Genomic DNA, 26,066 nt, shown 5'->3' with positions numbered 1-26,066 from the left:
GGGAAATAAGGTCTGCCTCCCACAGATGCGGGAGGCGAAAGCTCAGGGGTGCAGCGAGAGAGTCGTGACGTCGCCTGCAGGAATGGCGGTATAGTACCAATATTCGTCATTGATCTGCGCAGACGCAAAGCCGCTTAACGGCAGGTCTCTCTCTTTTGCGTTCACCGAGATATGCAGCGTGCCGGTTACGGGACGAGAGCTGACCAGCATCACGTCGCCATCGCGATTGTAGTGCGCCACCACCCCTTCAGGTAACGACATCATTTTGCCGGATGCCAGTACGGAGTAATCGAAATGAACTTTTTTCTTTTCGACACTTCCGGCGCCGAAATAGCGGCCATAGATTTGCGGATCGTGGAAGAAACCGAAATGGCCGCCGCTGTTTTGCATTTTGAGGAAATGAAAGTCCGGGACAGTAAAGTCACGCTGGTGGCGGCTCAACTGTGTGTGGATGATATTCACCCGTACCTGATCCTGCTGGTAAACGCGGGTATAAGCCGCATACATCAGCGAGAACGACCAGACGAATACGCCTGCCATGAGTCCCGTGATGGCGTAAACGCCAATCCTGACGCCTTTACTGGTGTAAATAACCAACTCTTTAAGCAGAAAAGAGAGCGCTAACAGGAAAAACAGGAATGTCGACATCATTACCCGGTCCGGATAAGACGGGGAGGCCACCATAATAAAAGAGGTGCCCAGCCCGACCAGCAGCATCAACACAACCATGGCGAGATTGCCGCTTTTAACGCGCGGGCCGTTGCGTCTGGCGAAATACAGAATCGCCGCCAGCAAAACCAGCACGACGTAGGCGATCCAAACCAGCGCTAAATGGCTGAAGAAACGATCGCTCAGGTGAATGACGAGGCGCTCAATAATCGATTTTTCATACCAGACTTTATGCGCCCCCTGTGCGCGAATAAAATTACCCGGTGAAAAGATCAGAATAGCCGCGCCCGCCAGGGCAGATAAAAAATAGGCGACTTTGTTGCCGTACAGACGCTTGTCCTGCCAGAGATCGTAAATGATGGCCAGCAGCGCCAGGCCAACCACAAACGGCGCAACGCTCTCGTTAGAGCAGCCTGCCAGCACCCCCAGCAGTAGCATAACGACACGCGTGTTTTTTTCCCGCCGCATCTGGATGCGGTACAGGTTCCACAGCCAGGCGGCGACAAACAGATTGGTCCACAGATAATTGGCGCTGCCGACAACCCAGAATACGGTCTGTCCTATATTGGGATTGGCGACCCAGAAAGTCAGAAAAATAAGGGTGAAGGTTACCGCGTCATATTTCTTCCACTTCAGCGTGCCGTCGGGCGTTTTGACAATCAAATAGCAGAACGCCACCACGGCGAGCCCGGTCATCATCGAGATAAAAATACGTGATTCCGAGGCCAGCAAAAGCGCGCTGGTGTAGTCAGCAACCAGGCGTCCGCTCCAGGTTAAATAGTGATGCAGATGGGCATCAAATGAGAGGCCAATTAAGGCGTAGCGATAATCATCAGAATGAATTGGGGTATACCATTCAAGGATGAAAACGGCAAAAAAAGCGACAAGAATGATGCTTTTATTAACATACTTAACCATCAGCTATCCTTTCCTGAATTCTGTTCCACAGTGTGTCGTTTTTTGAGCAAGTAACGAGGACGTTGCTTGGTCTCAATGTAAATCCGCCCTATGTATTCCCCCAGTACGCCAATGCCAATCAACTGGACGCCGCCTAAAAACAGGATCGATACAATCAGCGAGGCATAGCCGCGAACCGGATTCCCCCACAGGAGAGTGTCAATAAGCATTCCCGCGCCGTAGGTGAATGAGATAAGCGCAACGGCAAGGCCAATATAGGTCCAGATACGCAGGGGGAACGTCGAGAATGAGGTGATTCCCTCCAGCGCGAGGTTCCAGAGCTTCCAGCCGTTGAATTTGCTTTTTCCGGCACAGCGATTCGCCCGGGCGTAAAGCACCACCTCCGTTTTGCCGCCTACCCAGGATAAAATGCCTTTCATAAACAGGTTACGTTCCGGCATCTGCTTGATGTTTTCCACCACTTCCCGACTCATCAGCCGGAAATCGCCAACGTTTTCTTCGATGTGCGGCGTGCTGATTTTATTGTGCAGCGCATAAAACCATGCGGCGGTTTTGCGCTTCAGTCGACCGTCCACCGAGCGGTCTGAACGTTTTGCCAGCACAATGTCCGCACCGTCCTGCCACTTACGGATGAGGTGCGGTATCACTTCTACCGGATCCTGAAGATCGACATCAATAGGGATCACCGCATCGCCCGTCGCGTTATCAAGTCCGGCGAACAGGGCGGGTTCCTTACCGAAATTTCTCGTTAACGACAACGCGACAACCAGCGGGTCGGCAACCGCCAGCGCAGTAACGATCGACTCCGTTGCATCGGTACTGCCATCGTTGATAAAGACAATTTCGACGTCATACGCTTTTAGCGCGTCATATTCGCGCACCGTTTTGTAAAAGATGCCGATGGTCTCTTCTTCGTTGAAAACCGGAACGACCAGCGAGATTTTCATTGAACGTCCTTAAACACAATCAGTCTGGAATAGATAAACCCGCAGATGAGGCTAATTGCTGAGAAAGCGACCAGCGTAACGAGAGGGGGTAGGCCGCACCGTTCGGCCGCCCAGCCGGTCAGGAAACTCAGCAACCCCATAAAACCGACGTAAAGGAAATAGCGCCGTGCCGTAGTGGTTTGCCGGAAGGTAAACCTGGCGTTGGCATAAAAGGAGAAGCTCACCGCGAGGCTGAAGCCAAGAAAATTGGCCAGCGCCTGGTGGATATGAAAGGCGTAAACGCAGACCGCGAAAACCAGCCAGTGGATCAAGGTGTTGATCACGCCTACGGAGGTGTACTTAATAAAGTAATGCCACATTATCAAAGAAGTCGGTTATGCAAAGGCGGAAGTGTAACATTATTTTCTTCCGCTGCCCGAGTCTGAAATGACTTTGACAGGCAAAAGTGTGCTGACAAACCGCATTAACCTTCCCTGGCGTACATCTGCGGGTTTTGTCCTGAGCCTGTTACGCATCCTGCCTGCGGTTTGTCGAAAACATGATGGCGCGGGACCCGCCCTGAAGTCCTGCGGGAATTCTGCCGATAGCGTAAAGTTATATCCCGCCTGTTGGTTTCACGCGTTGTGTTTATCGTTGAGCAGATCTTTTTATTGCGGAAGGCTAAGCGTATTCTCCAGGAATTTTCATTGCCTGTCGCAGGCCGGGCATGATTTTCAGAAAAAGACAGTGCGGACAGCGCATTTATAGTTCATTTCACAACAGGTGAACTGAAAAAAAGATTTTTGACCTGATGTCGGGGCGAATACAGGTGGGTTTGCCTTATTTTCTGTTCGGTTATTCGTTTTATAAATACTTGCTATTCGAATTATTAAAGTTATGCATAAGGAATTATCTTAGATAATCCCTCCCGTCGTCTCTCATTTGCGAAGCAGCACTGCTACTTTTTTTTGCTGAAACTCATATTGTTATGAAAAAGCAAATCCTGACTCCCTGTGAATAATGATCTAAGTCAATAAATAACAAAAATTCAAGCATGTCTCTGCTATTTAGCTGGTGGGCAGGGATTTCCCCTGTCTTTCATGTGAATTATCGGTCAAAATTTTGTAATGAAGGTGATTGAGTAGCGATCTCTGTTGTTTTGATTTGGAGGAAAATTCTTAAGTATAGTCTAAATATGGACTTAAGATCTGATTAATTGATCTTGAATGGTGTTTTGTACTAACATGCTTTTGTAAAGAAATGCCGTTTCATTAACAATCATTCCTTAAGGAAAGGGACTACTATGGCTGATTCATTCCAGAATGAAGTGCCGAAGGCACGTATAAATCTCAGGCTGGCGCTGCATACAGGTGGCGCGCAGAAGAAAGTCGAACTGCCGCTGAAACTGCTCACCGTCGGTGATTTCAGTAATGGCAAAGAAACCCGCCCATTATCTGAAAGAGAAAAAATCAACGTCAATAAAAATAACTTCAACAGCGTACTTTCAGAATTTAACCCGGAAGTAAACCTCACTGTCGAGAATACGCTGGCGGGCGATGGCTCTGAAGATAATGTGAAGCTGAGCTTTTCCGATATTAAAGATTTCGAACCGGAACAGGTTGCCCGTCAAATCCCCCAGCTTCGCGCCATGCTGGCAATGCGTAATTTATTACGCGACCTCAAGTCCAATCTTCTTGATAACGCCACTTTCAGAAAAGAACTCGAGAAAATTCTCAAAGACCCGGCGCTGTCTCAGGAATTACGCGACGAAATGAGTGCACTGGCCCCGAAATAACGGCGTGCGTCTTTTAATGGATTAACCGGGAATATGCTGATGTCTGTAAATACTGAAACCGCCTCTGCCCAGGGGCAGACCACCGTACTGGAAAAAGAAGGCGTTTACGCCTCCCTGTTTGAAAAAATCAACCTGACCCCGGCTTCCAGCCTGGGCGACATTAACGCGTTTATGGACGATGCCGCGCTCTCCGACGCGCCGGCGGGCGAGCGCCTGACGGCGGCGATGCAGGTATTTATGGACTGTATCCGCAAATCCGGTCAGCAGGTGGAAAAACTCGACAAAACCTTAATCGACCACCATATCGCGGAGCTGGATTATCAAATCAGCCGCCAGCTGGACGCGGTAATGCACCATCAGGAATTCCAGAAAGTGGAATCCCTGTGGCGCGGTCTGAAGCAACTGGTGGACAACACCGACTACCGGCAGAACGTGAAAACCGAAATCCTGGACGTCTCCAAAGACGACCTGCGCCAGGACTTTGAGGACGCGCCGGAGCTTATTCAGAGCGGCCTCTACTGGCACACTTACACCGCCGAATACGACACCCCGGGCGGTGAGCCGATTGGCTCGGTCATTTCTGCTTACGAATTTGACGCCAGCCCGCAGGACGTGGCGCTGCTGCGCAATATCTCGAAAGTCTCCGCCGCCGCGCATATGCCGTTTATCGGCGCCGTCGGCCCGACATTCTTCCTGAAAGAGACGATGGAGGAGGTGGCGGCCATTAAGGATATCGGCAACTACTTCGACCGCGCCGAGTACATCAAGTGGAAATCGTTCCGCGACACCGACGACTCGCGCTATATCGGCCTGGTGATGCCGCGCGTGCTGGGCCGTCTGCCATACGGCCCGGACACTGTGCCGGTACGCAGTTTCAACTACGTGGAGCAGGTTAAAGGTCCGGATCACGAGAAATACCTGTGGACCAGCGCGTCATTTGCCTTCGCGTCCAACATGGTGAAGAGCTTCATTAACAACGGCTGGTGCGTGCAAATTCGCGGTCCGCAGGCGGGCGGGGCGGTGAAAGATCTGCCCATTCATCTGTATGACCTCGGCACCGGCAACCAGGTAAAAATCCCGTCGGAAGTGATGATCCCGGAAACCCGCGAGTTTGAGTTCGCGAATCTCGGCTTTATCCCGCTGTCGTACTACAAAAACCGCGACTACGCCTGCTTCTTCTCGGCGAACTCGGCGCAGAAACCGGCGCTGTATGACACCGCCGATGCGACGGCCAACAGCCGCATCAACGCGCGCCTGCCGTATATCTTCCTGCTGTCGCGCATTGCCCACTACCTGAAGCTGATTCAGCGTGAAAACATCGGTACGACGAAAGACCGCCGTCTGCTGGAGCTGGAACTCAACACCTGGGTTCGCGGCCTGGTCACTGAAATGACCGATCCGGGCGACGAGCTGCAGGCATCTCATCCGCTGCGCGATGCGAAGGTGGTGGTGGAAGATATCGAGGACAACCCGGGCTTCTTCCGCGTGAGGCTGTATGCGGTGCCGCACTTCCAGGTGGAAGGCATGGACGTGAACCTGTCTCTGGTTTCTCAGATGCCGAAAGCGAAAGCGTAAGGCGGGTGCAGGGATGAAAATTTATCGTCCACTGTGGAACGAGGGGGCTTTGCTGTCCCCTCAGCAGTTCCAGCAGCAGGCTGAGTGGGAGTCTTTTCGTAGTGCTGGTGTCTCGGCACTGGCATCTCCTTTCCCATGGGGAGTGGAAAAAATCGGGTTCAATGAAAGCCTTCTTTCATCGGGTCTGATCCAGGTATCCCAACTGCGTCTCTGGCTGGAAGATGGTTCGCTGATAGATGCTCAAAGAAGCGATTTGCCTCCCCCTCCTCGTGAGTTAGATCCGGGGCTTCTGGCTGGCCTGGATGCAGTAACGGTCGTTATCGCACTTCCACATTTGCAACCGGGGGTGATCAATGTTGAGCAGGCAGGCGTAGCAGCTGACCGGCCGCTCCGTTACCGGGAAGAGTGGGTAAACGTACAGGATTCTTTTGGTGCTGAAGAAGAGTCCATGGCCGTGGCTCGTTTCAATTACACCATCCGGTTTGCCCATGAAAGTAATGACGCCTGGAAAGTCTGCCCGGTAGCGAGACTGATACGGGATGGACAAAATGCGTGGCGTCTGGATCCGTCTTTTATTCCTCCTGTTGCGTCATTTGCGGCAAGCCCAGTCCTCCGGGAACGTCTGGTGCTGCTTAATCGCCAGTTACGCTCCCGACGCCAGCGCCTGATGACAATGCGCCGTGAAAGTAACGAAAGACTTGCCGATTTTGCGGTTGCCGATGTTTCTCTTTTCTGGTTGCTGAATGCGCTGAATTCACACGCCAGAGTGCTGACGGAATATGAACGCTTCCCGGCACGGCCACCTGAACAGGTATGGGCTGAACTCGCCCGTCTGGCAGGCAGTATGCTGACTTTTTCTCTGGACCATGATCTTGACGCCATACCGGGCTATGACCACGAAGAACCGGCCAACGCATTTCCTCCGCTCTTTGACCTGGTCACAGAGCTGCTGGAAGCCAGTCTGCCATCGCGCGTTATTGCGCTGGAGATGTCCCGACCAGACGGGCAGACCTGGAAGGCAAACCTTCACGATATCCGTCTGCGTGAAGAGGCCGACCTTTATCTCTCTGTACGTTCAAGTGTCCCTGCCTGGCAGGTCGCCGAGCAATTCCCTTCTCTCTGTCAGGCTGGGTCCCCTGATGACGTCAATACCATTTATGGCGCGGCGCTCAGGGGTATTCCGTTGATCCCGGTAAGCAGGGTCCCTGCGGCATTGCCGGTACGTATGGAAAACCAGTATTTCGCACTTGATATGGAAAGCGCTGCTGCGCGTGAAATGCAGGAACAGGGGGTGTGTATGTTCTATGTGCCCGAGTTACTTGGCGCCCTGGAACTTGAACTGTTTGCGGTGCTGCGCTCATGAGACAGGAAATCGATATCGACCAGCTGATGGCGGAAACATGGCTTACCGTCACCCTGCTGAAGAAAGGGGCCGTAGCTCACAATGGCAGCGCACTTTACGACAAATGCGTGAAGCAGGTCGAACGAGTGCGTGAAGCGCTGGTTCGAGCCGGTTACGACGACGCCAGTGTGGAGCACATTTCATATGCCCAGTGTGCGTTACTGGACGAGACGGTGATGAGTCGTAAACCTGAAAAACCCGAAGACGGTGGAGAGATTACCATTGATGAAGGGCAGGTGGCCTGGCGCAAAGCACCGCTACAGGCCCGCTTTTTTGGATCACTTCGTGCCGGTGAGGCGCTCTGGGATCGCATTGCGGAAGTTTTGCGTCAGCCTGCGCCGAATATGGCGGTTATGACCTGCTATCACCGCGTGATTGCCCTTGGGTTCCAGGGACTGTACAGCCTTAACGCTGTCAGTCAGACGCAGCGGGATGAGGTTGCCAAAGCACTTTCTGAGCGGGTATCCCCTCCCGATGCCGGACTGTCTCTGGTGGTGCACCGGTTGGGTAAACGCCGCTGGAGTCTGATGCGTTCTGTCTGGTTCTGGATTGTACTGGCAGTGATCATCACGGGCGTAGTCTGGTGGGGAGGCCACCTGTGGCTTCAGTCGCTCCTTTCAGCGCAACTTCCGGAGCTGCGTGGCTAATGCGTAAATCCGTCATTTTCCCGGTTGCCTTGCATGCTCTTGCGGGTGTTATCGCGCTGTCAGGGTTGCTCTGGTATTTCATCCCGGCCGGAAACGTGTTTAAGGGTCTGGCCACATTGCTTATTGCAACTCTGGCCTGCTGGATTGTGTTACGAAGCTACCAACGCGGAAAGACTGAGCACGACATCACGGCAGCTACGGTTGAATTGCCTTTACTGGACAACACAGGTCCCGTGGTTCTCGTGTGCGGTGATCGTCTGGATGCGCTGTTTCAGGGACAGTCTTTGCGTAAAACAGCGCAGGGATGGTGGCTGAATACGGGGGACGTCAGTCGTCTGACGGATATTGTTCGCAATATCCAGGTTCAGTTCCCACGGCAGGTTGGTCAACTCTCGGTGATGTACATCTGTCAGCCTGACAGTCATCAGGATGAAGCGGTTCTGCGGGCAACGCTAAAAACGCTTCGGCAGCAGAGTAAACAGCTAAATTCGCTGGCGGGTTTTGCGTTGCCGGTTGTGGTGAGTGCAGAGTTTTCCGGGCCTGAAACGCCATGGGTGATCGTTCGGGGTGACAAACCGATAGTGTGTCCGGAAAACGGTTCACCGCAGGCATGCATCGACTGGCAGCAGGAAAGTCAGAATATCCTGGCGCTACCGGCACTCAGCCAGGCATTTTCATTTATCCGCGCGATCCTGCTTGATGAGCTGGAAAAAACAGACCGGTTAACGTCGCCTGTAAGCGTATTTGCCGTGGTTTTGCGTCTGGGTGCTGTTAATCCTGAAGCGCAGTCAGTATGGGCAGACTGGCTGAGTTCCCGCACCTGTTTGCAGTTCTCCCGACGGAACGAACAGTCGGCTCCTGTCGGCCACTTCCCGGATGCAATTCTGCCTCTGCTGGCACCTTTTGCCTTCCCCGTACAGGGTGGACAGCGTACCCGCCGTCTTGTTCTGCTGATGTGGCTCTGTGCCCTGACAGCACTGGGCATGTCTGCGCTCAACAATCGGGATCTAATCCGTCATGTTAGCGCCAGTTTACAGCGCTGGAACGCGATCCCAATGAACCATTACGCGCCGAAAGCAGAAGCGCTGGCTGCACTGAAGCAGGATGCGCTCCTGCTGGAACGCTGGCAGAGGCAAGGAGAACCCGTTCGTTATAGCCTGGGCTATTACCCGGGACAACGTTTGTGGCTGGCGTTGCAACAGGCCATTGATACCTGGGTTCCTCCACCCGCTCCGAAACCGAAGCCTGTGCCGAAAATTGTGCGTCTTGACAGCATGTCGCTGTTTAATTCCGGCCAGGCGGCGCTCAAAGACGGTTCAACCAAAGTGCTTGTCAATGCTCTGGTAGGGATTAAAGCCCGACCGGGCTGGCTGATCGTGGTCAGCGGCCACACTGACAATACCGGCAGTGTGCAGCTCAATCAGACCCTGTCCCTGCAAAGGGCAGAGGCTGTCCGTAACTGGATGCGTGATACCGGAGATGTCCCGGAAAGTTGTTTTGCCGTTCAGGGCTACGGCGACAGCCGACCGATTGCTTCAAACGATACGCCTGATGGCCGTGCGCAAAACCGGCGTGTCGAGATCAGTCTGGTACCGCAGGCTGATGCCTGTCGTCTGCCAGGCATAAAACCCGCGTCACAGGATGAACGTGACGTTTTAACTCAAGAAATGGAGAAGTAAACATGGCAATTCCAGTTTATCTGTGGCTGAAAGACGATGGCGGCGCGGACATTAAAGGTTCCGTCGATGTGAAAGATCGTGAAGGAAGCATCGAAGTTGTTGCGCAGGAACATAACCTGTACATCCCGACCGACAACAACACCGGCAAGCTGACCGGCACGCGTATCCACACGCCGTTCCTGTTCACCAAGGAAATCGACTCTTCCAGCCCGTACCTGTACAAGGCGGTGACCACCGGCCAGACCCTGAAGTCTGCTGAATTTAAGTGGTACAAAATCAACGACGCCGGCCAGGAAGTGGAGTACTTCAACACGAAGCTTGAAAACGTGAAGCTGGTGAAAGTCAATCCGAAGATGCACGACATCAAGGACCCGGCTTTCGAGAAGCATAACCACCTTGAGCAGATTGAGCTGCGCTACGAAAAAATCACCTGGACCTACAAGGACGGCAACATCATTCATTCCGACTCCTGGAACGAACGTACCACCGCGTAAATCCTGTGCGGGCAGTTCTGCTGTCCGCCGTTTTTGCTGAGCGCCTGAGAACGGGCGTTGAGCAAAAAACAATCTGCCTGCCTGACCTGATGCGCTTTGGGTTCCTGAACCACAGGAAAAGCGACGGGCGGTAGCGTGCCCGGAAGCCAACAAGAGAGAGAAAAATGGAAAATCCCGCCATCCTGTTACGCCGTCTGAATCCTTACTGCGCCCGCGCGATGGAAGGCGCCGCCTCCCTGTGCCAGACCCGGGCCCATGCGGAAATTCTGCCCGAGCACTGGCTGCTGAAACTGCTGGAGCAGGGCGAGGGCGACCTGACGGTGCTGGCGCGGCGCTACGAATGGGATATGGACGCCATCTGGCAGGATTTGCTGGCATTTCTCGACACGCTGCCCCGCTCGGTGCGCAGCCGCCCGCAGTTATCGGACAGCATTCAGACCCTGATGCAGGACGCCTGGCTGCGCGCCTCACTGGCGGGGGAAGCGCATATCCGCAGTATTCACCTGCTGATGGCTATGGTGGAGAAACCAACGCTGGTGCGCTGCGACGGCCTGTGGCCGCTGTTAACGCTGGCGCAGAGCCAGCTTGAGCGTCTGCGCCCGCTGCTTGATGCGCAGTCGGACGAGCGCCCGGAGGTGCAGCAGGACGAGGAACTGACGCACGGCGGGGAGGTGGAATTTGTCGGCCGTCCGGTGAATGCGGAGGTTAAAGAAGGCGAACTGAACCCGGCGTTACAGAACGCGCTGGACAAATTCACCCTTGACGTCACCGCCCGTGCCCGGGAGGGTAACATCGACCCGGTGTTTGGCCGCGACAACGAAATCCGCCAGATGGTGGATATTCTTTCAAGACGCCGCAAGAACAACCCGATACTGGTGGGTGAGCCGGGTGTCGGCAAAACCGCGCTGGTCGAGGGACTGGCGCTGCGAATCGCCGAAGGCAACGTCCCGGACGCGCTGAAATCGGTCTCTGTTCGCACTCTTGACCTTGGCCTGCTGCAGGCGGGCGCGGGCGTGAAGGGCGAATTCGAGCAGCGGCTGAAAAACATCATCGACGCGGTGCAGCAGTCGCCACTGCCGGTGCTGCTGTTTATCGATGAGGCGCATACCATTATCGGCGCGGGCAATCAGGCGGGCGGCGCGGATGCGGCAAACCTGCTGAAACCGGCGCTGGCGCGTGGCGAACTCAGAACCATCGCCGCCACCACCTGGAGCGAGTACAAACAGTACTTCGAGCGCGACGCCGCGCTGGAGCGCCGCTTCCAGATGGTCAAAGTGGATGAGCCGGACGACGACACCGCCTGCCTGATGCTGCGCGGACTCAAGTCCCGCTACGCACAGCACCACGGGGTGCACATTACCGATGAAGCGGTGAAAGCCGCCGTCACGCTTTCACGACGCTATCTCACCGGCCGCCAGTTGCCGGATAAAGCCGTGGACCTGCTGGATACCGCCTCCGCCCGTGTCCGTATGAGCCTCGACACCGTGCCGGAGCCGCTGACCCGGCTGAAGGCGCAGATGACGTCCCTTGAAATGGAAAAGCAGGCGCTGCTGGAAGATATCGCGGTCGGCAGTCAGACGCACGGCGAACGTCTGGCCGTTATTGAACAGGACGAAATCCGCATCATCCTGGAACTCGACGCGCTGGAAACCCAGTACGGCCAGGAGCTGAAGCTGACGGAAGAACTGCTGGCCTGCCGCAGCGATATCTCCCGCCAGGCGGAAATTGCTGATTTGCAAAACCAGCTTACCGGCGTGCAGCGGACTAACCCGCTGCTGGGGCTGGACGTGGACACTCGCACCGTCGCCACGGTAATTGCCGACTGGACCGGTGTGCCGCTCTCCTCATTAATGAAGGATGAGCAGACGGAATTACTGAGTCTTGAGCACAACCTGTCAAAACGCGTTGTTGGTCAGGACGCGGCGCTGAACGCCATTGCACAGCGCCTCCGGGCCTCCAAAACCGGCCTGACGCCGGAGAACGGCCCGCAGGGCGTGTTTTTACTGGTGGGGCCGAGCGGCACCGGCAAGACCGAAACCGCGCTCACACTGGCGGACGCGCTGTTCGGCGGGGAAAAATCGCTTATCACCATCAACCTCTCCGAGTACCAGGAGCCGCACACCGTTTCCCAGCTCAAAGGCTCCCCGCCGGGCTACGTCGGCTACGGCCAGGGCGGCATCCTCACTGAAGCCGTCAGAAAGCGCCCGTACAGCGTGGTGCTGCTGGATGAAGTGGAGAAGGCGCACCGGGACGTGATGAACCTGTTCTACCAGGTGTTTGACCGTGGCTTTATGCGGGACGGGGAAGGGCGTGAAATTGATTTCCGTAATACCGTGATTCTGATGACCTCAAATCTTGGCAGCGACCCCATCATGCAGATGCTGGAGGAACAGCCGGACGCCACAGAGTCTGACCTGCATGAACTGCTGCGCCCGCTGCTGCGCGACCACTTCCAGCCCGCGTTGCTGGCGCGCTTCCAGACGGTGATTTATCGCCCGCTCACACAGACGGCGATGCGCACGATTGTGGAAATGAAGCTGAATCAGGTGAGTAAACGTCTCAACCGTCACTACGGAATGAAAACCACTCTCGATGAATCCCTGTACGACGCGCTGACCGCTGCCTGCCTGCTGCCGGATACCGGCGCCCGTAACGTGGACAGCCTGCTGAACCAGCAGATCCTGCCGGTGCTGAGCCAGCAGTTGTTAATCCATATGGCGGCAAAACAAAAACCGTCTTCCGTCCGGCTTACCTGGGATGAGGAAGAGGGGATTGTGCTGACATTTGACAGGCAGGCAGAAGGAGAGCCGTCATGATCAACAAGGCTACCAGCGTGGTGCAACAGCTTTCAGGGCAGTCACGCTACCGTGTTGATGTGCATGGGTGCACCGAATTTCTGGATGTGTTGCGTTACAGCGCGGTGGAGTCTCTCAGCCAGCCCTGGCGCTATGACGTGGCGGTCACCTGCTCCTCGGCGGATATCGCCTGCGACACGTTACTGCTGAAACCGGCGTCATTCACTTTCCAGACCCCGATGTTTGACGGAACACCGGCGCTGCCGGTCAGGACGGTATTCGGGGTGTTGGAGTCATTTCGCCGGATATCCACGTCAAATGAGGATACCCGTTATGCACTGACGCTGGTTCCCCGCATTGCACTTCTTGGTTTTACTAAGGGGAGCGAGATTTACCTCAACCAGTCAGTAATTGAAGTGGTTGAAAAGATATTGCGTAAACATGGCCTGGAAGGCCCCGATTTTGAGTTCCGGCTCTCCCGGGAATATCCCGCCCGGGAGCTCATCACCCAGTGGCGGGAAACTGATCTTGAGTTTATCCAGCGCCTGCTGGCGGAAGTGGGTATTTACTGGCGTTATGAAATGGACAACCGTCTTGAACAGGACGTGATAATTTTTCAGGACAGCCAGCAGCAGTATGAATTTGGCGTCACGCTGCCATTGCGCAACCAGGCCGGGATGAGTGACAGCGGCCAGGAGAGCGTCTGGGATATCCAGACCGCATATAACGTGGTGAGCGGAAGTGTGGCCACCCGGGACTACAACTACCGCGAAGCGCTGACACCACAGGACAGTGCTGAAAGCATATTCAGCAGGGAAGGGATCACCACCGGGGAAACCTACCACTACGCGGAACCCTTCCTGACGGCAGGTGACGCTGAAAATACAGAGTCCGGGGCATACTTCGCCCGCCTGCGTCACGAACGCATTCTGAACGCGCAGCATCGCGTCAGCGGGCATTCCTCCAGCCCTCATCTGGCGCCGGGGCAGGTACTGGAAACGGACGGCACGTTACCCGATGCCGTCAAAGAAGGCATTGTCATCACCACGGTGCGCACCAGCGGTTCACGCAAAAGTAGCTTTACGCTGACGTTTGAGGGCATCCCCTACAGCGAAACCGTCTGCTGGCGTCCGGCGTTGCTCAATCGTCCGGTGATATCCGGCTCGCTGCCTGCCCGGGTGGAAAGCACGCAGAAAGGCGACACGTATTCATGGCTCGACCCGGATGGACGTTACCGGGTAAAACTGGACTTCGACCGCAACAGTACCGGACAGGGCTATGCATATCTGTGGCTGCGTCTGGCGAAACCCTATGCCGGTGATACCTACGGCTTCCACTCACCGCTTCTCGACGGAACGGAAGTGGCCGTCGTATTTGACGGCGGGGACCCGGATCGGCCCTACATCGCCTATGCCCTGCATGATTCAGAGCATCCGGATCATGTCACCAGCGACAACCATACGCGGAACGTGTGGCGTACGCCGGCGAACAATAAGCTGCGGATGGAGGATAAGCGCCAGGAAGAGCATATCAAGCTCGCAACGGAATATGGCAAAACGCAACTGAACATGGGGCACCTGGTCAACAGCCAGCGTGAAAAGCGCGGTGCCGGTTTTGAACTGCGAACGGATGAGCATGGCGCGGTACGTGCGGCAAAGGGGCTGTTCCTGACGGCGGATGCCCAGGCCAAAGCCCGGGGCCCGGTGCTGGAAATGACCCCGGCGATTAACCAGATTAAGCAGGCCAACAGCCAGATGCAGGCGCTGAACAGCGCCGCCGAAGCCGCCGGAGCGCTGGTCTCTGACATCAATACCCAGATAAATTTTGTGACCGATAAAATCAAAGACCTCCAGTCTGCGGTCCTGCTGGGTAGCGCGCCGCAGGGGGTGGCACTGACTTCCGGGGAGCACCTTCAGCTCAGCAGTACCCGCAATACCATGATCAATGCGGGCCAGCATCTTGATATCGGTGCGATGAAAAATCTGTCTGTAACGGTGGAAAAAGCCCTCGGGTTGTTTGTGCATAAAGACGGGGCGACGCTGGTTGCCAACCAGGGAGACATCGAGATTCAGGCTCAGCACAACACGATGGCCCTGTTTTCTGAAAAGCAGCTGACGGTGACCAGTAGTGAAGATGAAATTATTATCAGCACCCCGGAAACCCTGACGCTGAACGGCGGGGGATCTTATCTGAGGCTGAGTGAAAACGGGATTGAGCATGGTTCAGAGGGGATGATGGTGATGAAGGTTGCAAGTTACCTGGTGCCCGGATGTGGCAGCAGTCAGCCACTGGAAACGCCGGACTTCAAAAAGACGGACGTGACGGTCACAACAAAAAACTCCGCCAAATGGACCAGTGAGTAGCATGGAAGGTGATTTATGACAGTAAAGATACCCAAAATCAGTTATCCCGTACCATCTAACAAAAATGGTCATGCCTTTCCCTCCACAGAAGAGCTGTTATCGAAGCTCGGAAGCGAAAGTTCGGGATTGTATCTGGTAGGAAGTCAGGGAATGTGGCATGGCGGTATCCATATTACTGATGCCACCATCCCCTGGTGCGCCCTGAGCACTGACAGCAAACCAGAGAATGATTATTGTCGTGAGCCTTATAAAGGGGAACAATTTATCCGTTGTATGGCTGATGGTGAGATTGTCGCCTGGCGCGTATGTAAGGATTATGAGAGTTCCGCGATTGAATGGCGAGGTGAAAAGCTTTTCCTTTCGAACTCCTTTGTGCTGGTGAAACATTATATCCAGCCGGGTGATTCAGAAGAGAGTGGACTAACATTTTTCACGCTGTATATGAATCTGGCGCCTTATATTGCTTATAAACAAAAGGGAAATCAGTCAGACAGAAAAGTGGCAGGCGTCCAGCGCTATTACTCCAGTGTGGATGATATGCTGGCAGGGCGTGCAGCCGGAAAACTGAATAAAGATACGCCTGTCACACTGGGTGATAATATTGTGACCCGAAGTCGCGACCGGCGTCAGTTTACTGAAGTCACCATTACCAGTGAGACGAAGAATGTAGCAGGAGATATACTTACAGCGGGTACTAAAGTCTGGACGGTATCAGACCAGGGAAATCTGAAAGCGACGGAATCTGTCTCTGTTCCGTCCTGGTGGGCAAAATGTTCTCCTGCTTACACTACTCAGCCAGAAGGTGTAACGTACTGCACTTCGCGTACGAACTGGAAGTACTATCTGAGCAGTGAGGATGTGCTGCAAGATAAAAAAGCAGGCAGCCTGACACCAGACTTCCCACTCTCTTATGAGCCTGGCAATGCTGCACAGCAGGTTACTCGTCCGGGCAAGAAACCTGGCGATGCCGCAAGAATATTTAGTCTGGTCACTCTGGGCCGGGATAAGGATAAGCTGAAAAAGGGTGACCGGGTATGGGTGGTGTCAGACGGCGACAGTCTGACGCCGGTTGCACCGTCAGCATCCGGTAGTGAACCCGTTTTTAATGATGTGTATGTACCTTCAGAGCCTGTACCGGTCAGTGCCGGAGACAGTCTTGGGCATATGGGGTTTTATCAGCTACCGGAAGAAAACGGCAAACGCTCGCGTTACCAGGTGCATATAGAGTGCCTGAGCATGGATGATATGGAGAAGTTCATCACTAATCCCGGAAGAGCAGGAGAGGATGCGCCGGTGTATCTGACCTGGAAAACCGATGCACCGTTGTTTGACAAGAGCGATACCGGAATAACAGCAGGCGGTCGAAAAACAAAGTCCTCGGGTATTCTGACACTGGCAAAAGTCCCTGGCGTTGATGCTGAGGGGAATACGCTGAGCAGTAACAAGGATGCGGCATATTATCAGTTACGTCCTGAAGGTGGCTGGCTGGCCGCAACCAGTGTTCAGAAAGTGTCGCAATATGCGCTTGGTGAGCTCGGCTTTGTCACGCTGAATAAGACACCGGAGAGTTTTGACCTGATTGATGGCATAAAGCAACCGAATAACGTGGTGAAGGGTATTCTGGAGCAGTTGTATAAAGCAGCACAGGAGGAAACCCGCACCACTCACGCGCTGAACAAGTATAACTATAAACGGCTACTGGAATTGATAGACAGTAACCAGGACGGACATTACTCGGTGCAGGAGTATCTTCAGGCGGTTCATAATATCTCTTACCGCGACCGCTTATACCGTATAATGGCAAAACACGCCAGTGAATGGTACTACGGCAAGGATGACCCGCTCTGGAAGACATACCTGGAGACGTTAACCCGGGATGCGCCGTTGTGGAAACCGTATCTGGAAATGTTTCTGGATAAAATGACGTGGATGAAGACGGTGTCAGAAAAGGGCGTGCCGCTGGGGCCGGAGCCGTGGCATATGCATCCGGTAGTGTTTTTAGATGCTGTCTCAAACGATCAGAAATTGATTATATTTCCGCTTAAAGTCAAACCGAAGAATGATATTAATGGAGTCTGGAAAAATTATTACTGGGCTGCATCTTTAAGTGACAGCAATGCCTCTCAGGCCATATTTGGTCGAAATCGAAGCGGAGGGAGTCGTAAACATGCTGCTCGTGATTTGTATACCGAACCTTCGACAGAAATTGTTGCTGTTTGTGACGGAACAGTCAAAAGCATTACAGCTTATTATATGGGAACATCACAAATAACAATCGAGCATAAAACGAATGATAACAGACGTTTTTTTGCACGTTATGGAGAGGTTGATCCTAATAGTATTACTGTTAATGTAGGGGATAAAGTGAGTCAAGGTACTATAATAGCTAAAACAGGTTTAATGATTTCTCCAGAAACAAACAGGCATCCCAGCATTATAGCGGGGCAGACTGTTTATATGCTACATTTTGAATACTATCCTGGAAATGAGTCTGAATCGCCTCCAAACAATACATTAGATCTCCCTTACAGAAGACGAAATGACTTACGTGATCCGTTGGAAATATTGCGCGAAGGTTACGAGAACACTTTCAGTGAAAATGTCAAAAATGGAAACCGGATTGATATAAACCAGTTACAGGTTTCAGATGAAGGAAAAGCGTTTATCAAAGGATGGGAGTCATTTAAGTCAAAACCTTATAATGATTCAGAGGGCTATTGCACCATTGGTTATGGTCACTTAATTGCAAGGCGCAAGTGTGAGGATATCGTTCTGTCAGACGAATTCAAAGACGGCATCACGCGTGCCCGCGCTGATGAACTTTTTGAAGAAAGACTGCCCACATATGTAAATGAACTTAAGAGTTCAGTAACGGTGAATCTCTATCAGTACGAGTTTGATGCGTTGGTAAGCCTTTTGTTCAATCTCGGTTCCTTACGCAAAGCACCTTTACTCAAATCGAAACTTAATAGCGGAGATTATGCTGGTGCAGCGGACGAATTCCTCGATATTACCAATGACGGTACCACTGGCCTGGTGACACGCCGGAGGAAAGAGTGGGATTTATTCAATAATAATATTTATGATTCTTCTCATTGACAGAATGTAATACAAGGAATGCTATTGTGAATAAAAAACTATTATGGATTTACATCCTCTTTGTTTTATCATTTAGCGCTCGCATCCAGGTGAGTGAGGCAAAGGATGTATGGGTTTTTGATAAAGTCTCCAGTTCTACTGTCTTAGGAATGACGGATGCGGACAGGGTTCGCAATCTGACAACGCAGTTTCGGCAGGTCGAGATCGTCACTGATTCAAACATTCTCACCATTCATAATTCCCTACTGGAAAAAGGGAATATCTGCTCTATCGACTTCGTCAGAATAAATAAAACATTGCTTTCTTATTTTTACTCTAAAGATACGGTGGCAATGTATAAGGCACTATTTTCACAGGAAGGAATGCCTCTGACGGATGATATTATTGTCCTGACATCTCTTAGGCCTGGTGAAGAATGTCCCGAACCGTACAGTGAACTCATAGAGGCTAAGGGGAATTTGTTTTTCTCTGAACAAGACTATGTGGTGTTCATGAAGAAAAAAACTGGAAATGTAACTTCGGGGAATAAAGATAAAATTGATTTTTGGCAATACTGTAAAGACGCTGCGGAAGGCGCGGCCTACGATGGAAGAAGTAAATATAGCTGTCAGTTTAGTCATAAATCTATAGCTGAAGTGTATTCCAATATTCGTGCGCTCAGTCATTATCAGCATGCGTTAAAGGAAAAGTTGCCGAGTAAAAATATTAAATACCCTGTTGATGGAGGATATATCATTTATCAATGGACTGATCGCAACACGCTAGAGATAATAATTGAACAAAAAAATGAGTCTGTCCGCTATTTCGTTAAGTCTAAAAATAATAGTACTGAAGTAGTAATCGAATCGGATACACAATATTAGTTGCCTTAGTCGTGTCACAAAAAACGCCTGGCATCTGGTTTTATTAATGAGATAATTCGTTGTTTTTATTAATATCAATAAATACAGAGGCCATTCTCAGAGGAAGAGGGCGATGCATCTGGAAGCGTTTCTGGACAAGATGACATGGATGAAGGCGGTGTGTGAAAAAGACGTGGCGCTGGGGCCGGAGTTGTGGCATATGCATCCGGTAGTGTTTTTACACGCTATAAAGAAAGGGAAAACCAAAATTACACGAGAGATGCTCAGGAGAATTTGGTCTGATCCAAGAAATGTTTCTGACTCTGTTCTCGATGTTGTTGCCGAAGAATTTTCAAATAAATTTGATATCTGTAATATTAATACCAAAAATAGACTATATCATTTTTTCGCTCAAATTTATCAAGAAGTAGGGCCTGCTTTCAATTTAAATGAGGGTTTTAACTACAGACCACAAGTGCTTATAGATAAATTCGCATATTATCGTAATCACCCTCAAGATGCTCAAACGGATGGCTATATTCCGGGAAGGCAAGCCGCAAATAAACAAAATATTGCGAACAGGGCATATGGTGGTCGAGAGGGGAATGATGATATTGCAAGTGGAGATGGATGGCGATATCGTGGAAGAGGAATGAAACAGTGAACCTTCAAGAATAATTATAGATCTTTTACAAATTATCACGAAAGAGTTTGGGGAGAACGTGTTGATTTTGAATCCAGTCCGGATTTATTAGTTGAAACTGTTTATGCAGCAAGGTCTGCTTTGTACTTTTGGGATCAGAATAATTTATATAGTAGAGCTGATAATGGGATTGGTAGAACGGTGTCGGACTCAATAACACGAATTGTTAATCTTTATGATAACCACTATGAAGATAGATATAATAATTTAATAAGATTCCTGCAAGAGGGCATTTTTGATGAGATTTTTTAAAATACTGGTGTTGATATTTATTTTTTCCACCAAACTATCTTATGCAACAGATTTTAAATTATCATCATCTGACTAAGTTGGAGATATCAAATATTTTTCATTGCAAGTGCAAAACGATAATAAAATTAAAAATATAGACGTGGGTCTTGAAGGTGATTCCAATAATGTCACGATAAAACAATATTATACTTTTCCATGTAAATGGGGGGCGTGACTGGTATTAGATTAAGTATGGATTCATCCATCTGCTGATGGGCCATTATCGTTTGATAATATATATATGCTGGACAGTGAGCTAAATATAGTTTTTGCAAAGTCATATAGTCACGTGGGTAAAAAATGGATTGACCCAATCAGCTTAAACAGTGCTGTTTGTAATCGTACAAGTGGTGGTTTAAAAAACGATCCGTCAACTAAAAAGGATTATATTGTATATTTTGAGGCTATACAGCAAGGTCCTTTTAGTCTAAAAGGAATAGATAATGTATCTATTAAGTATGTTAGAGCCGACTCTTTGAATTTTATTCGTGAAGATGTGCATGGTGAAACAATAATTGATTCAATAGAAAATCATGATAATGTGGCACCTTCAGTTCGCACAGTTTTTTTATGAATATTAATTCAGAAATGAATATCATTAGTCTGGTCTCCTGGGGAGGAAGCATTGACGAAGGTGATTACTATAAAGTATATGGATATACATATGATAAAAAAGGGAATATTCATACTAATGCGATTTTAGACAAAGATTTAAATTTATCTGGTTATAATGCAAAAAATAATCCATTTAAGTATAAAAACGCGTTCTCTGTAAAAAAATACATACTTGAGAATCATGGTTCCTAGCAGGAAAACATAAAATTTCTAAAAAGGCTCACCTCTTATTTTCTGGATCAGGGTTGAGACACTTGAGTAATAAATATTAATTTATTCTGTCCTGTATACAATAAATTAATGGAGATACAAATGTTGCAAATTATTCGAAAAGGCGACAAAACCACTCACGGCGGTTCAGTCATGACCTGTTCTGGCACCATGATATTTGGCGGGATTGGCGTGGCGCGTAAAGGTGATATGGTTTCCTGCCCGATACCTGGACATGGTCCGACAATTATCATCGAAGGTAACCCTGATTATCTTGATAACGGGATCCCGGTTGCCTTTCACGGCCATAAATGTGGTTGTGGATGCACATTGATCAGTTCTTTTGCTCCAGCAAAGGTTGCTTGAGTATGCCTGTCCTGCTCGATACCATCCCTGAAAAGGCGGCGAAGGTTCCCCGACCCGATACCCGCCGTTGGCTGCTGTTCCTGGCATTTATCCTGTCAGGAGGGATTGCGTTAACGTTCTGGAACTGGACGACAGAACGCACTGGCTTTATTTTCTGGTTTACTGCGCTGGGATTGCCTTTCTGTCTCTGGGGACTGTTTTTCTCCCTGCGCCGGCTTGCATACAAAGCGGAGCAGGTGGGGGCTGAATCCCGGAATGTGGAGCGCGAAGCGCTTATTGAGCGCGAAATTTGTCGGGGTCAGCGCTGTGCCTGGATACTCGAGTCAAGCGTTCAACACATTTCAGGAAATAGTCCTGGTGCACTGATGAAAGCCGTTGATCGCGCCATTTCAGCTTCAGAGGCCTCCACGCCACGTGGTTCTAAATCCGCTGTCAGGTATGCAGCCTTAGCCAGTTTTCAGTCAAATCTGGATGCAGAGCTCATCTCCGCGACGTCAACACTCGTCGCCCATGTACAAAAAATTACCGACACCCTGCCGGAGTATATCCCTTGCTGCCTGATGCTGGACTGTGATGACGATATTCGCCCCCGACTGGAGGAGCACTTCAGAAATGAACTCGCTGCCAGAACCGGGCGGAGCTTCAGGCTCCTTTCGGGCAAAGGTATGGCGGCGTTCGATGCCTGGCTCGATCAGCGCTGGGACACGGCAGGCATTCTTGCAGGAGTGACGTTTTCATTGCCAGCTCAGCCTGATGAAGGCGACGCCGATGCCATTACCCTTCTGGTACTCAGCAACCGTAAGGCTGTGGGGTATCCTGATGCAGTCTGTCTCCACCGCCCTGAAAAGGGTCAGGAAACCCGGCTCGTAAAAACGCTGGACAGGGCGCTTTTATGGGCCGCAACAGCACCTGAAGCACTAAAAACGGCCTGGTATACAGGGCCAGTTCTATCCAGTGGAAGTGGATGGAATATGGCTTGTGAAGATAACGGGGTGAGATTCAGCCTGTCAAAAGACAATCATGGTATTGATCCCGTTCTGGGATATGCCGAACGCGCCGCCCCCTGGCTGGCTATTATTCTTGCCTCTGCTGCATGTAGCGATAATGGCCCACAGGTTATCGCCGCGCAACCCGCCGCTGACAAAGACGATATCTGGGTCGCGGTCATCACCAAAGAAGAAGTTTGCAAGGGAACGCCTGAGAATGTCTAAGGTAAAAGTTAAAACACTCATCGGCTCAGTAGTAACTGTCGCGTTTTTCCTGACGGTCATTGTGGCATTTTTGTTTTATGCCTTTCCGGAAAACGTGGCCTCGGCCACCGGATTCGGACCGTATGACGGCCAGCGCATACTCACACTCTGCGCCATCCTGATTGCCGCGATGTTTTTAGTCGGCTGGCTAACAGAAAAGTTATTCGAATTCGCGGGTAAATCCGGGTTGTATTTCCACTGGGGACAAAAAAAGAGTCAGATGGCTACCCCGGCGGCAAATGTCATTGCCAGTGAAGATGAGGACAATGGCCCCGTCTTCAGCGAAGAAGCCCTGTCCGAGCACCTGCGCTTTCGCTATGGGCGCCGCTGGCAGCGTAAAGTACGACTCCTGTTGGTGATGGGCAATCCGGACGACGTCCACAATGCGGCCCCGGGTCTGTGTCATGACCTCTGGCAGGAAGGCGACGGCAACGTGCTGATTTATGGCGGCGACGCGCAGTCACTCCCGGATGAGATCTTCCTTTCAAAACTGAAACGCCTGCGTTCCGGCCATCCGGTTGATGGCATCATTCAGGTGATGAGTACCTCAGCTCTCCCGACTGATATCGAACGGGACGCCTTTTTGCGGTGCCGCCAGAAAGCAGACCACCTGCTGGGCTGGCAGGCGCCTGTCTGGCTGTGGCTGACTGACAAAGCCAGGGGCGCTCAACAGGACGAGGAAACCGCTGCAACAGGGGTTATTTTCGGACCGGGGGGAACCGTAAAAGAGGCGGATGAGGCGCTTGCCACACTGACGCAACGCCTGCAAAAAGCCGGTATAGCACAGATACTGAATAATCCGGCACATGACAGCCTGCTGCAGCTGTCCTCCCGCCTGCGGCGCGAACTGAAAGGCAGTCTGACCGTTTTGCTCAGCGGACTGATGCAGGGGTCTGCGGCCTTTCGTTTACGGGGAGTCATGTTCAGTTCTGAACTGGCTGTTGCCGGTTCGATCCCGAACACGCGCATCGACACATCGACGTGGAAAGCCGTTACTGACGACTGTGACGCCGCCAGCGGCAGGAAGCTGGGCTTTGACTGGCTGAAAATGCTGCGATTAATCCTGCTTTCCCTGATTGTCCTGTGGGGGGCCGGTACACTGCTGTCCCTCATTGTTAATCGCACCCAGATATTTCAGGCGCAGGAGACAGCCAGGCAGGCAGCGGATACAACGTTACCCCTGGCTGAACGCCTGCATAACCAGCTCGTACTACAGCAATCTATCGCCCGTCTGCAACATCGTGAAGCAACCGGCGCGCCGTGGTACACCCGCTTTGGTCTTAACCAGGACAGCGACACGCTGGCCGCACTCTGGCCGCTGTATGCGAAGAACAATTCGCAACTGATGAGGGATGCCACCGCAGACCATCTCAGGCAGCAGTTGAATGCCTTTGTGCAACTTCCTCCTGCCAGTGATGCCCGAACGCAGGGCACACAGCATACCTACAACGTGCTCAAAAGTTATCTGATGCTGGCCCGTCCCGACAAAGCGGACGCGAGCTGGTTGGCAAAAAACGTGCTGGCAACATGGCCGAAACGCCAGAGTGTGCCGGATGGCTCGTGGCAGGAAATGGCGCCGAAACTACTGGGTTTTTATGCGCAAAACCTCCCGGCACATCCGGAATGGAAAATTAAGCCTGACGCTGAATTAATCAGCACAGTCCGTCAGATCCTGCTTAAACAAATAGGCCAGCGGAACGCTGAGTCCGGGTTATACCAGGAGATGCTTAAGCGCGTGGCCAGCAACTGGCCAGATTTAACGCTTGCCGATATGACCGGCGACACCGATGCTTCAACGGTATTCAGCACTGACGAAGTCGTCCCGGGAATGTTTACGCGTCAGGCCTGGGAAGAGCAGGTACAGGATGCAATTAACGAGGTCGTCAAAACCCGCCGTGACGAAATCGACTGGGTCCTGACGGATAAAACCCATCAGACAGGAAGCGATATCTCGCCGGACGCGCTGAAGGCTCGCCTGACAGAACGCTATTTTACCGATTTTGGTAATGCCTGGCTAAACATGGTCAACAGCATTCAGTGGCAGGAAGCCACGTCACTTTCTGAGGCGATTGCCCAGCTCAGCCTGATCGGTGATGTCCGCCAGTCGCCGCTGGTGGCGTTGATGAACACACTGTCCTGGCAGGGGAAAACAGGGCAGAAGGGGGAGGCGCTGGCCGACTCGATAGTGGATTCAGCGAAAAAACTGATCGGTCAGAAAAAAAATGCAAAACAGTTTATAGAGCAGGCTCAGGGGCCTAAAGGCCCGCTCGACGGGGTGTTTGGGCCACTTATGGGACTGATGGAAGGTAAAGAGGGTACCGGTACCAACGGGAATCTCAGTTTCCAGTCCTGGCTGGCCCGCGTTACCCAGGTGCGGCTGAAACTTCAGCAGGTCACCAGCGCTCCGGACCCGCAAGCAATGTCGCAGATGCTGGCCCAGACCGTATTCCAGGGTAAAGCCATCGACCTGACTGACACCCGCGACTACAGCAGTCTGGTAGCGGCGAGCCTGGGGCAGGAATGGAACGGATTTGGCCAGTCGTTGTTTGTGCAACCACTGGATCTGGCCTGGCGGCAGGTTCTTACCCCGGCTGCGGGGAGCCTCAATGCCCGCTGGCAGTCGACCATTGTCGATCAGTGGAATAAGGCCTTTGCGGGACGCTATCCATTTAAAGCCACCGGCAGTGATGCCTCCCTGCCGCTGCTGGCTCAGTTCCTGCGTAGCGACTCGGGTCGAATCACCACCTTCCTGAAAACTAACCTTGGCGGGATCCTTCATCAGGAGGGGAATCGCTGGGTCGTTGATCCTTCCGCAAGTCAGGGGATGGTTGTCAGCCCGGATTTCCTCCGGGCCATTAACCAACTGGCGGAACTGTCAGATATCGTGTTCTCTCAGGGCGATGCGGGTGTTCATTTCGAGCTGATGGCACGCCCTTCAAGAGATGTAGCCAGAGTGCAGTTGACTCTTGATGAACAGAATCTGGACTACTTCAACCAGATGGAAAGCTGGCAGAGCTTTACCTGGCCGGGAAACACGTATTACCCGGGCGTGAATTTAAGCTGGCGCAGCGTCAACAGTGGCATGCAGCTCTACGCCAGTAACCAGGGCAACTGGGGGTTCATTCGCCTGCTGGACAAAGCCCAAATCACACCTCTCGATGCCAGCCGTACGCAACTGGTGTGGATCACTGCTGATGGCAATCCTCTGAAGTTTGTGATGCGCAGCGAACTCGGCAATGGCCCTCTTGCGTTACTGAAGCTTCAACGATTCACGTTGCCTGACGCTATCTTCAGCGTCGCCGCCGGCGCAGAAGAGCTTCAGTAGCGATTGATATAGGTAAATGCTTGTTGTTGAAATGGAAGCCACGGCAAATCGTCAATAGCAAGGACGACGACTCTCTGGAAGTGGTCGTGAGATTTATGAAAG

The 26,066-nt window shown here is 52.0% G+C and carries 18 protein-coding genes; 15 read left to right on the top strand and 3 right to left on the bottom strand.

Annotated elements, in window-relative coordinates; translation table 11 throughout:
- Nucleotides 1-42: 42 nt before the first annotated feature.
- Genes OOJ60_RS08920 through OOJ60_RS08910 form a run of 3 tightly spaced genes read right to left on the bottom strand, consistent with a single transcriptional unit; the run spans nt 43 to nt 2,893 of the window.
- Entirely contained in the window at nt 43-1,587 is a 1,545-nt protein-coding gene (locus OOJ60_RS08920) for a DUF6056 family protein (RefSeq protein WP_205612430.1), read from the bottom strand.
- A complete protein-coding gene (locus OOJ60_RS08915) occupies nt 1,587-2,534 on the bottom strand; it encodes a glycosyltransferase family 2 protein (RefSeq protein WP_042290502.1) in 948 nt (315 codons plus the stop codon). The genes OOJ60_RS08920 and OOJ60_RS08915 overlap by 1 nt, the downstream gene beginning before the upstream one ends.
- A complete protein-coding gene (locus OOJ60_RS08910) occupies nt 2,531-2,893 on the bottom strand; it encodes a GtrA family protein (RefSeq protein ID WP_060570149.1) in 363 nt (120 codons plus the stop codon). Before OOJ60_RS08910 ends, OOJ60_RS08915 begins: the two co-directional genes overlap by 4 nt.
- Before the next feature lie 923 nt (nt 2,894-3,816).
- Between OOJ60_RS08910 and tssB the strand changes: the two genes are divergently transcribed.
- From tssB to OOJ60_RS08835, 15 genes are all read left to right on the top strand, one after another.
- Nucleotides 3,817-4,308: a type VI secretion system contractile sheath small subunit gene (gene tssB / locus OOJ60_RS08905; RefSeq protein ID WP_042290496.1), complete on the top strand. Its 492-nt coding sequence runs from the start codon at nt 3,817-3,819 to the stop codon at nt 4,306-4,308.
- A 39-nt stretch (nt 4,309-4,347) separates the two neighbouring features.
- A complete protein-coding gene (gene tssC / locus OOJ60_RS08900; protein ID WP_042290941.1) occupies nt 4,348-5,883 on the top strand; it encodes a type VI secretion system contractile sheath large subunit in 1,536 nt (511 codons plus the stop codon).
- Nucleotides 5,884-5,896: 13 nt separating this feature from the next.
- Nucleotides 5,897-7,246, top strand: a complete 1,350-nt coding sequence (tssK, locus tag OOJ60_RS08895; protein WP_205612429.1) for a type VI secretion system baseplate subunit TssK — start codon at nt 5,897-5,899, stop codon at nt 7,244-7,246.
- Nucleotides 7,243-7,932 carry a type VI secretion system protein TssL, short form gene (tssL, locus tag OOJ60_RS08890; protein WP_200034517.1) on the top strand — a complete coding sequence of 230 codons (690 nt, stop codon included), beginning with the start codon at nt 7,243-7,245 and terminating at the stop codon, nt 7,930-7,932. Before tssK ends, tssL begins: the two co-directional genes overlap by 4 nt.
- Nucleotides 7,932-9,611: an OmpA family protein gene (locus tag OOJ60_RS08885; protein WP_205612428.1), complete on the top strand. Its 1,680-nt coding sequence runs from the start codon at nt 7,932-7,934 to the stop codon at nt 9,609-9,611. The genes tssL and OOJ60_RS08885 overlap by 1 nt, the downstream gene beginning before the upstream one ends.
- A 2-nt stretch (nt 9,612-9,613) precedes the next feature.
- Nucleotides 9,614-10,105 carry a type VI secretion system effector Hcp gene (hcp, locus tag OOJ60_RS08880; protein WP_029883904.1) on the top strand — a complete coding sequence of 164 codons (492 nt, stop codon included), beginning with the start codon at nt 9,614-9,616 and terminating at the stop codon, nt 10,103-10,105.
- 164 nt (nt 10,106-10,269) lie between these two features.
- A complete protein-coding gene (gene tssH / locus OOJ60_RS08875) occupies nt 10,270-12,921 on the top strand; it encodes a type VI secretion system ATPase TssH (RefSeq protein ID WP_205612427.1) in 2,652 nt (883 codons plus the stop codon).
- Nucleotides 12,918-15,263: a type VI secretion system Vgr family protein gene (locus tag OOJ60_RS08870; RefSeq protein WP_205612426.1), complete on the top strand. Its 2,346-nt coding sequence runs from the start codon at nt 12,918-12,920 to the stop codon at nt 15,261-15,263. Before tssH ends, OOJ60_RS08870 begins: the two co-directional genes overlap by 4 nt.
- A 15-nt stretch (nt 15,264-15,278) precedes the next feature.
- The gene (locus OOJ60_RS08865) at nt 15,279-18,362 is read left to right on the top strand and encodes a glycoside hydrolase family protein (protein ID WP_205612425.1); all 3,084 of its coding nucleotides are present in this window, start codon (nt 15,279-15,281) and stop codon (nt 18,360-18,362) included.
- A 26-nt stretch (nt 18,363-18,388) separates the two neighbouring features.
- Nucleotides 18,389-19,225, top strand: coding sequence for a hypothetical protein (locus OOJ60_RS08860; protein ID WP_200034488.1), 837 nt, complete (start codon nt 18,389-18,391; stop codon nt 19,223-19,225).
- Nucleotides 19,226-19,337: 112 nt separating this feature from the next.
- Nucleotides 19,338-19,868, top strand: coding sequence for a hypothetical protein (locus tag OOJ60_RS08855; RefSeq protein WP_205612424.1), 531 nt, complete (start codon nt 19,338-19,340; stop codon nt 19,866-19,868).
- A gap of 571 nt (nt 19,869-20,439) precedes the next feature.
- Nucleotides 20,440-20,772, top strand: coding sequence for a hypothetical protein (locus tag OOJ60_RS08850; RefSeq protein ID WP_205612423.1), 333 nt, complete (start codon nt 20,440-20,442; stop codon nt 20,770-20,772).
- A gap of 353 nt (nt 20,773-21,125) precedes the next feature.
- Nucleotides 21,126-21,389 (top strand): PAAR domain-containing protein, encoded by a 264-nt coding sequence (locus OOJ60_RS08845; RefSeq protein WP_042284655.1) that lies wholly within the window; start codon nt 21,126-21,128, stop codon nt 21,387-21,389.
- A gap of 2 nt (nt 21,390-21,391) precedes the next feature.
- Nucleotides 21,392-22,600: a membrane protein gene (locus tag OOJ60_RS08840; RefSeq protein WP_042284651.1), complete on the top strand. Its 1,209-nt coding sequence runs from the start codon at nt 21,392-21,394 to the stop codon at nt 22,598-22,600.
- Nucleotides 22,593-25,964 carry an ImcF-related family protein gene (locus tag OOJ60_RS08835; protein WP_205612421.1) on the top strand — a complete coding sequence of 1,124 codons (3,372 nt, stop codon included), beginning with the start codon at nt 22,593-22,595 and terminating at the stop codon, nt 25,962-25,964. The genes OOJ60_RS08840 and OOJ60_RS08835 overlap by 8 nt, the downstream gene beginning before the upstream one ends.
- Nucleotides 25,965-26,066 lie beyond the last annotated feature (102 nt).

Source organism: Citrobacter sp. R4, from assembly GCF_026719175.1.
GTDB lineage: Bacteria > Pseudomonadota > Gammaproteobacteria > Enterobacterales > Enterobacteriaceae > Citrobacter_A > Citrobacter_A sedlakii.
Note: the sequence above shows the minus strand (reverse complement) of the source record. Positions and strands in the feature narration are given on the sequence as shown.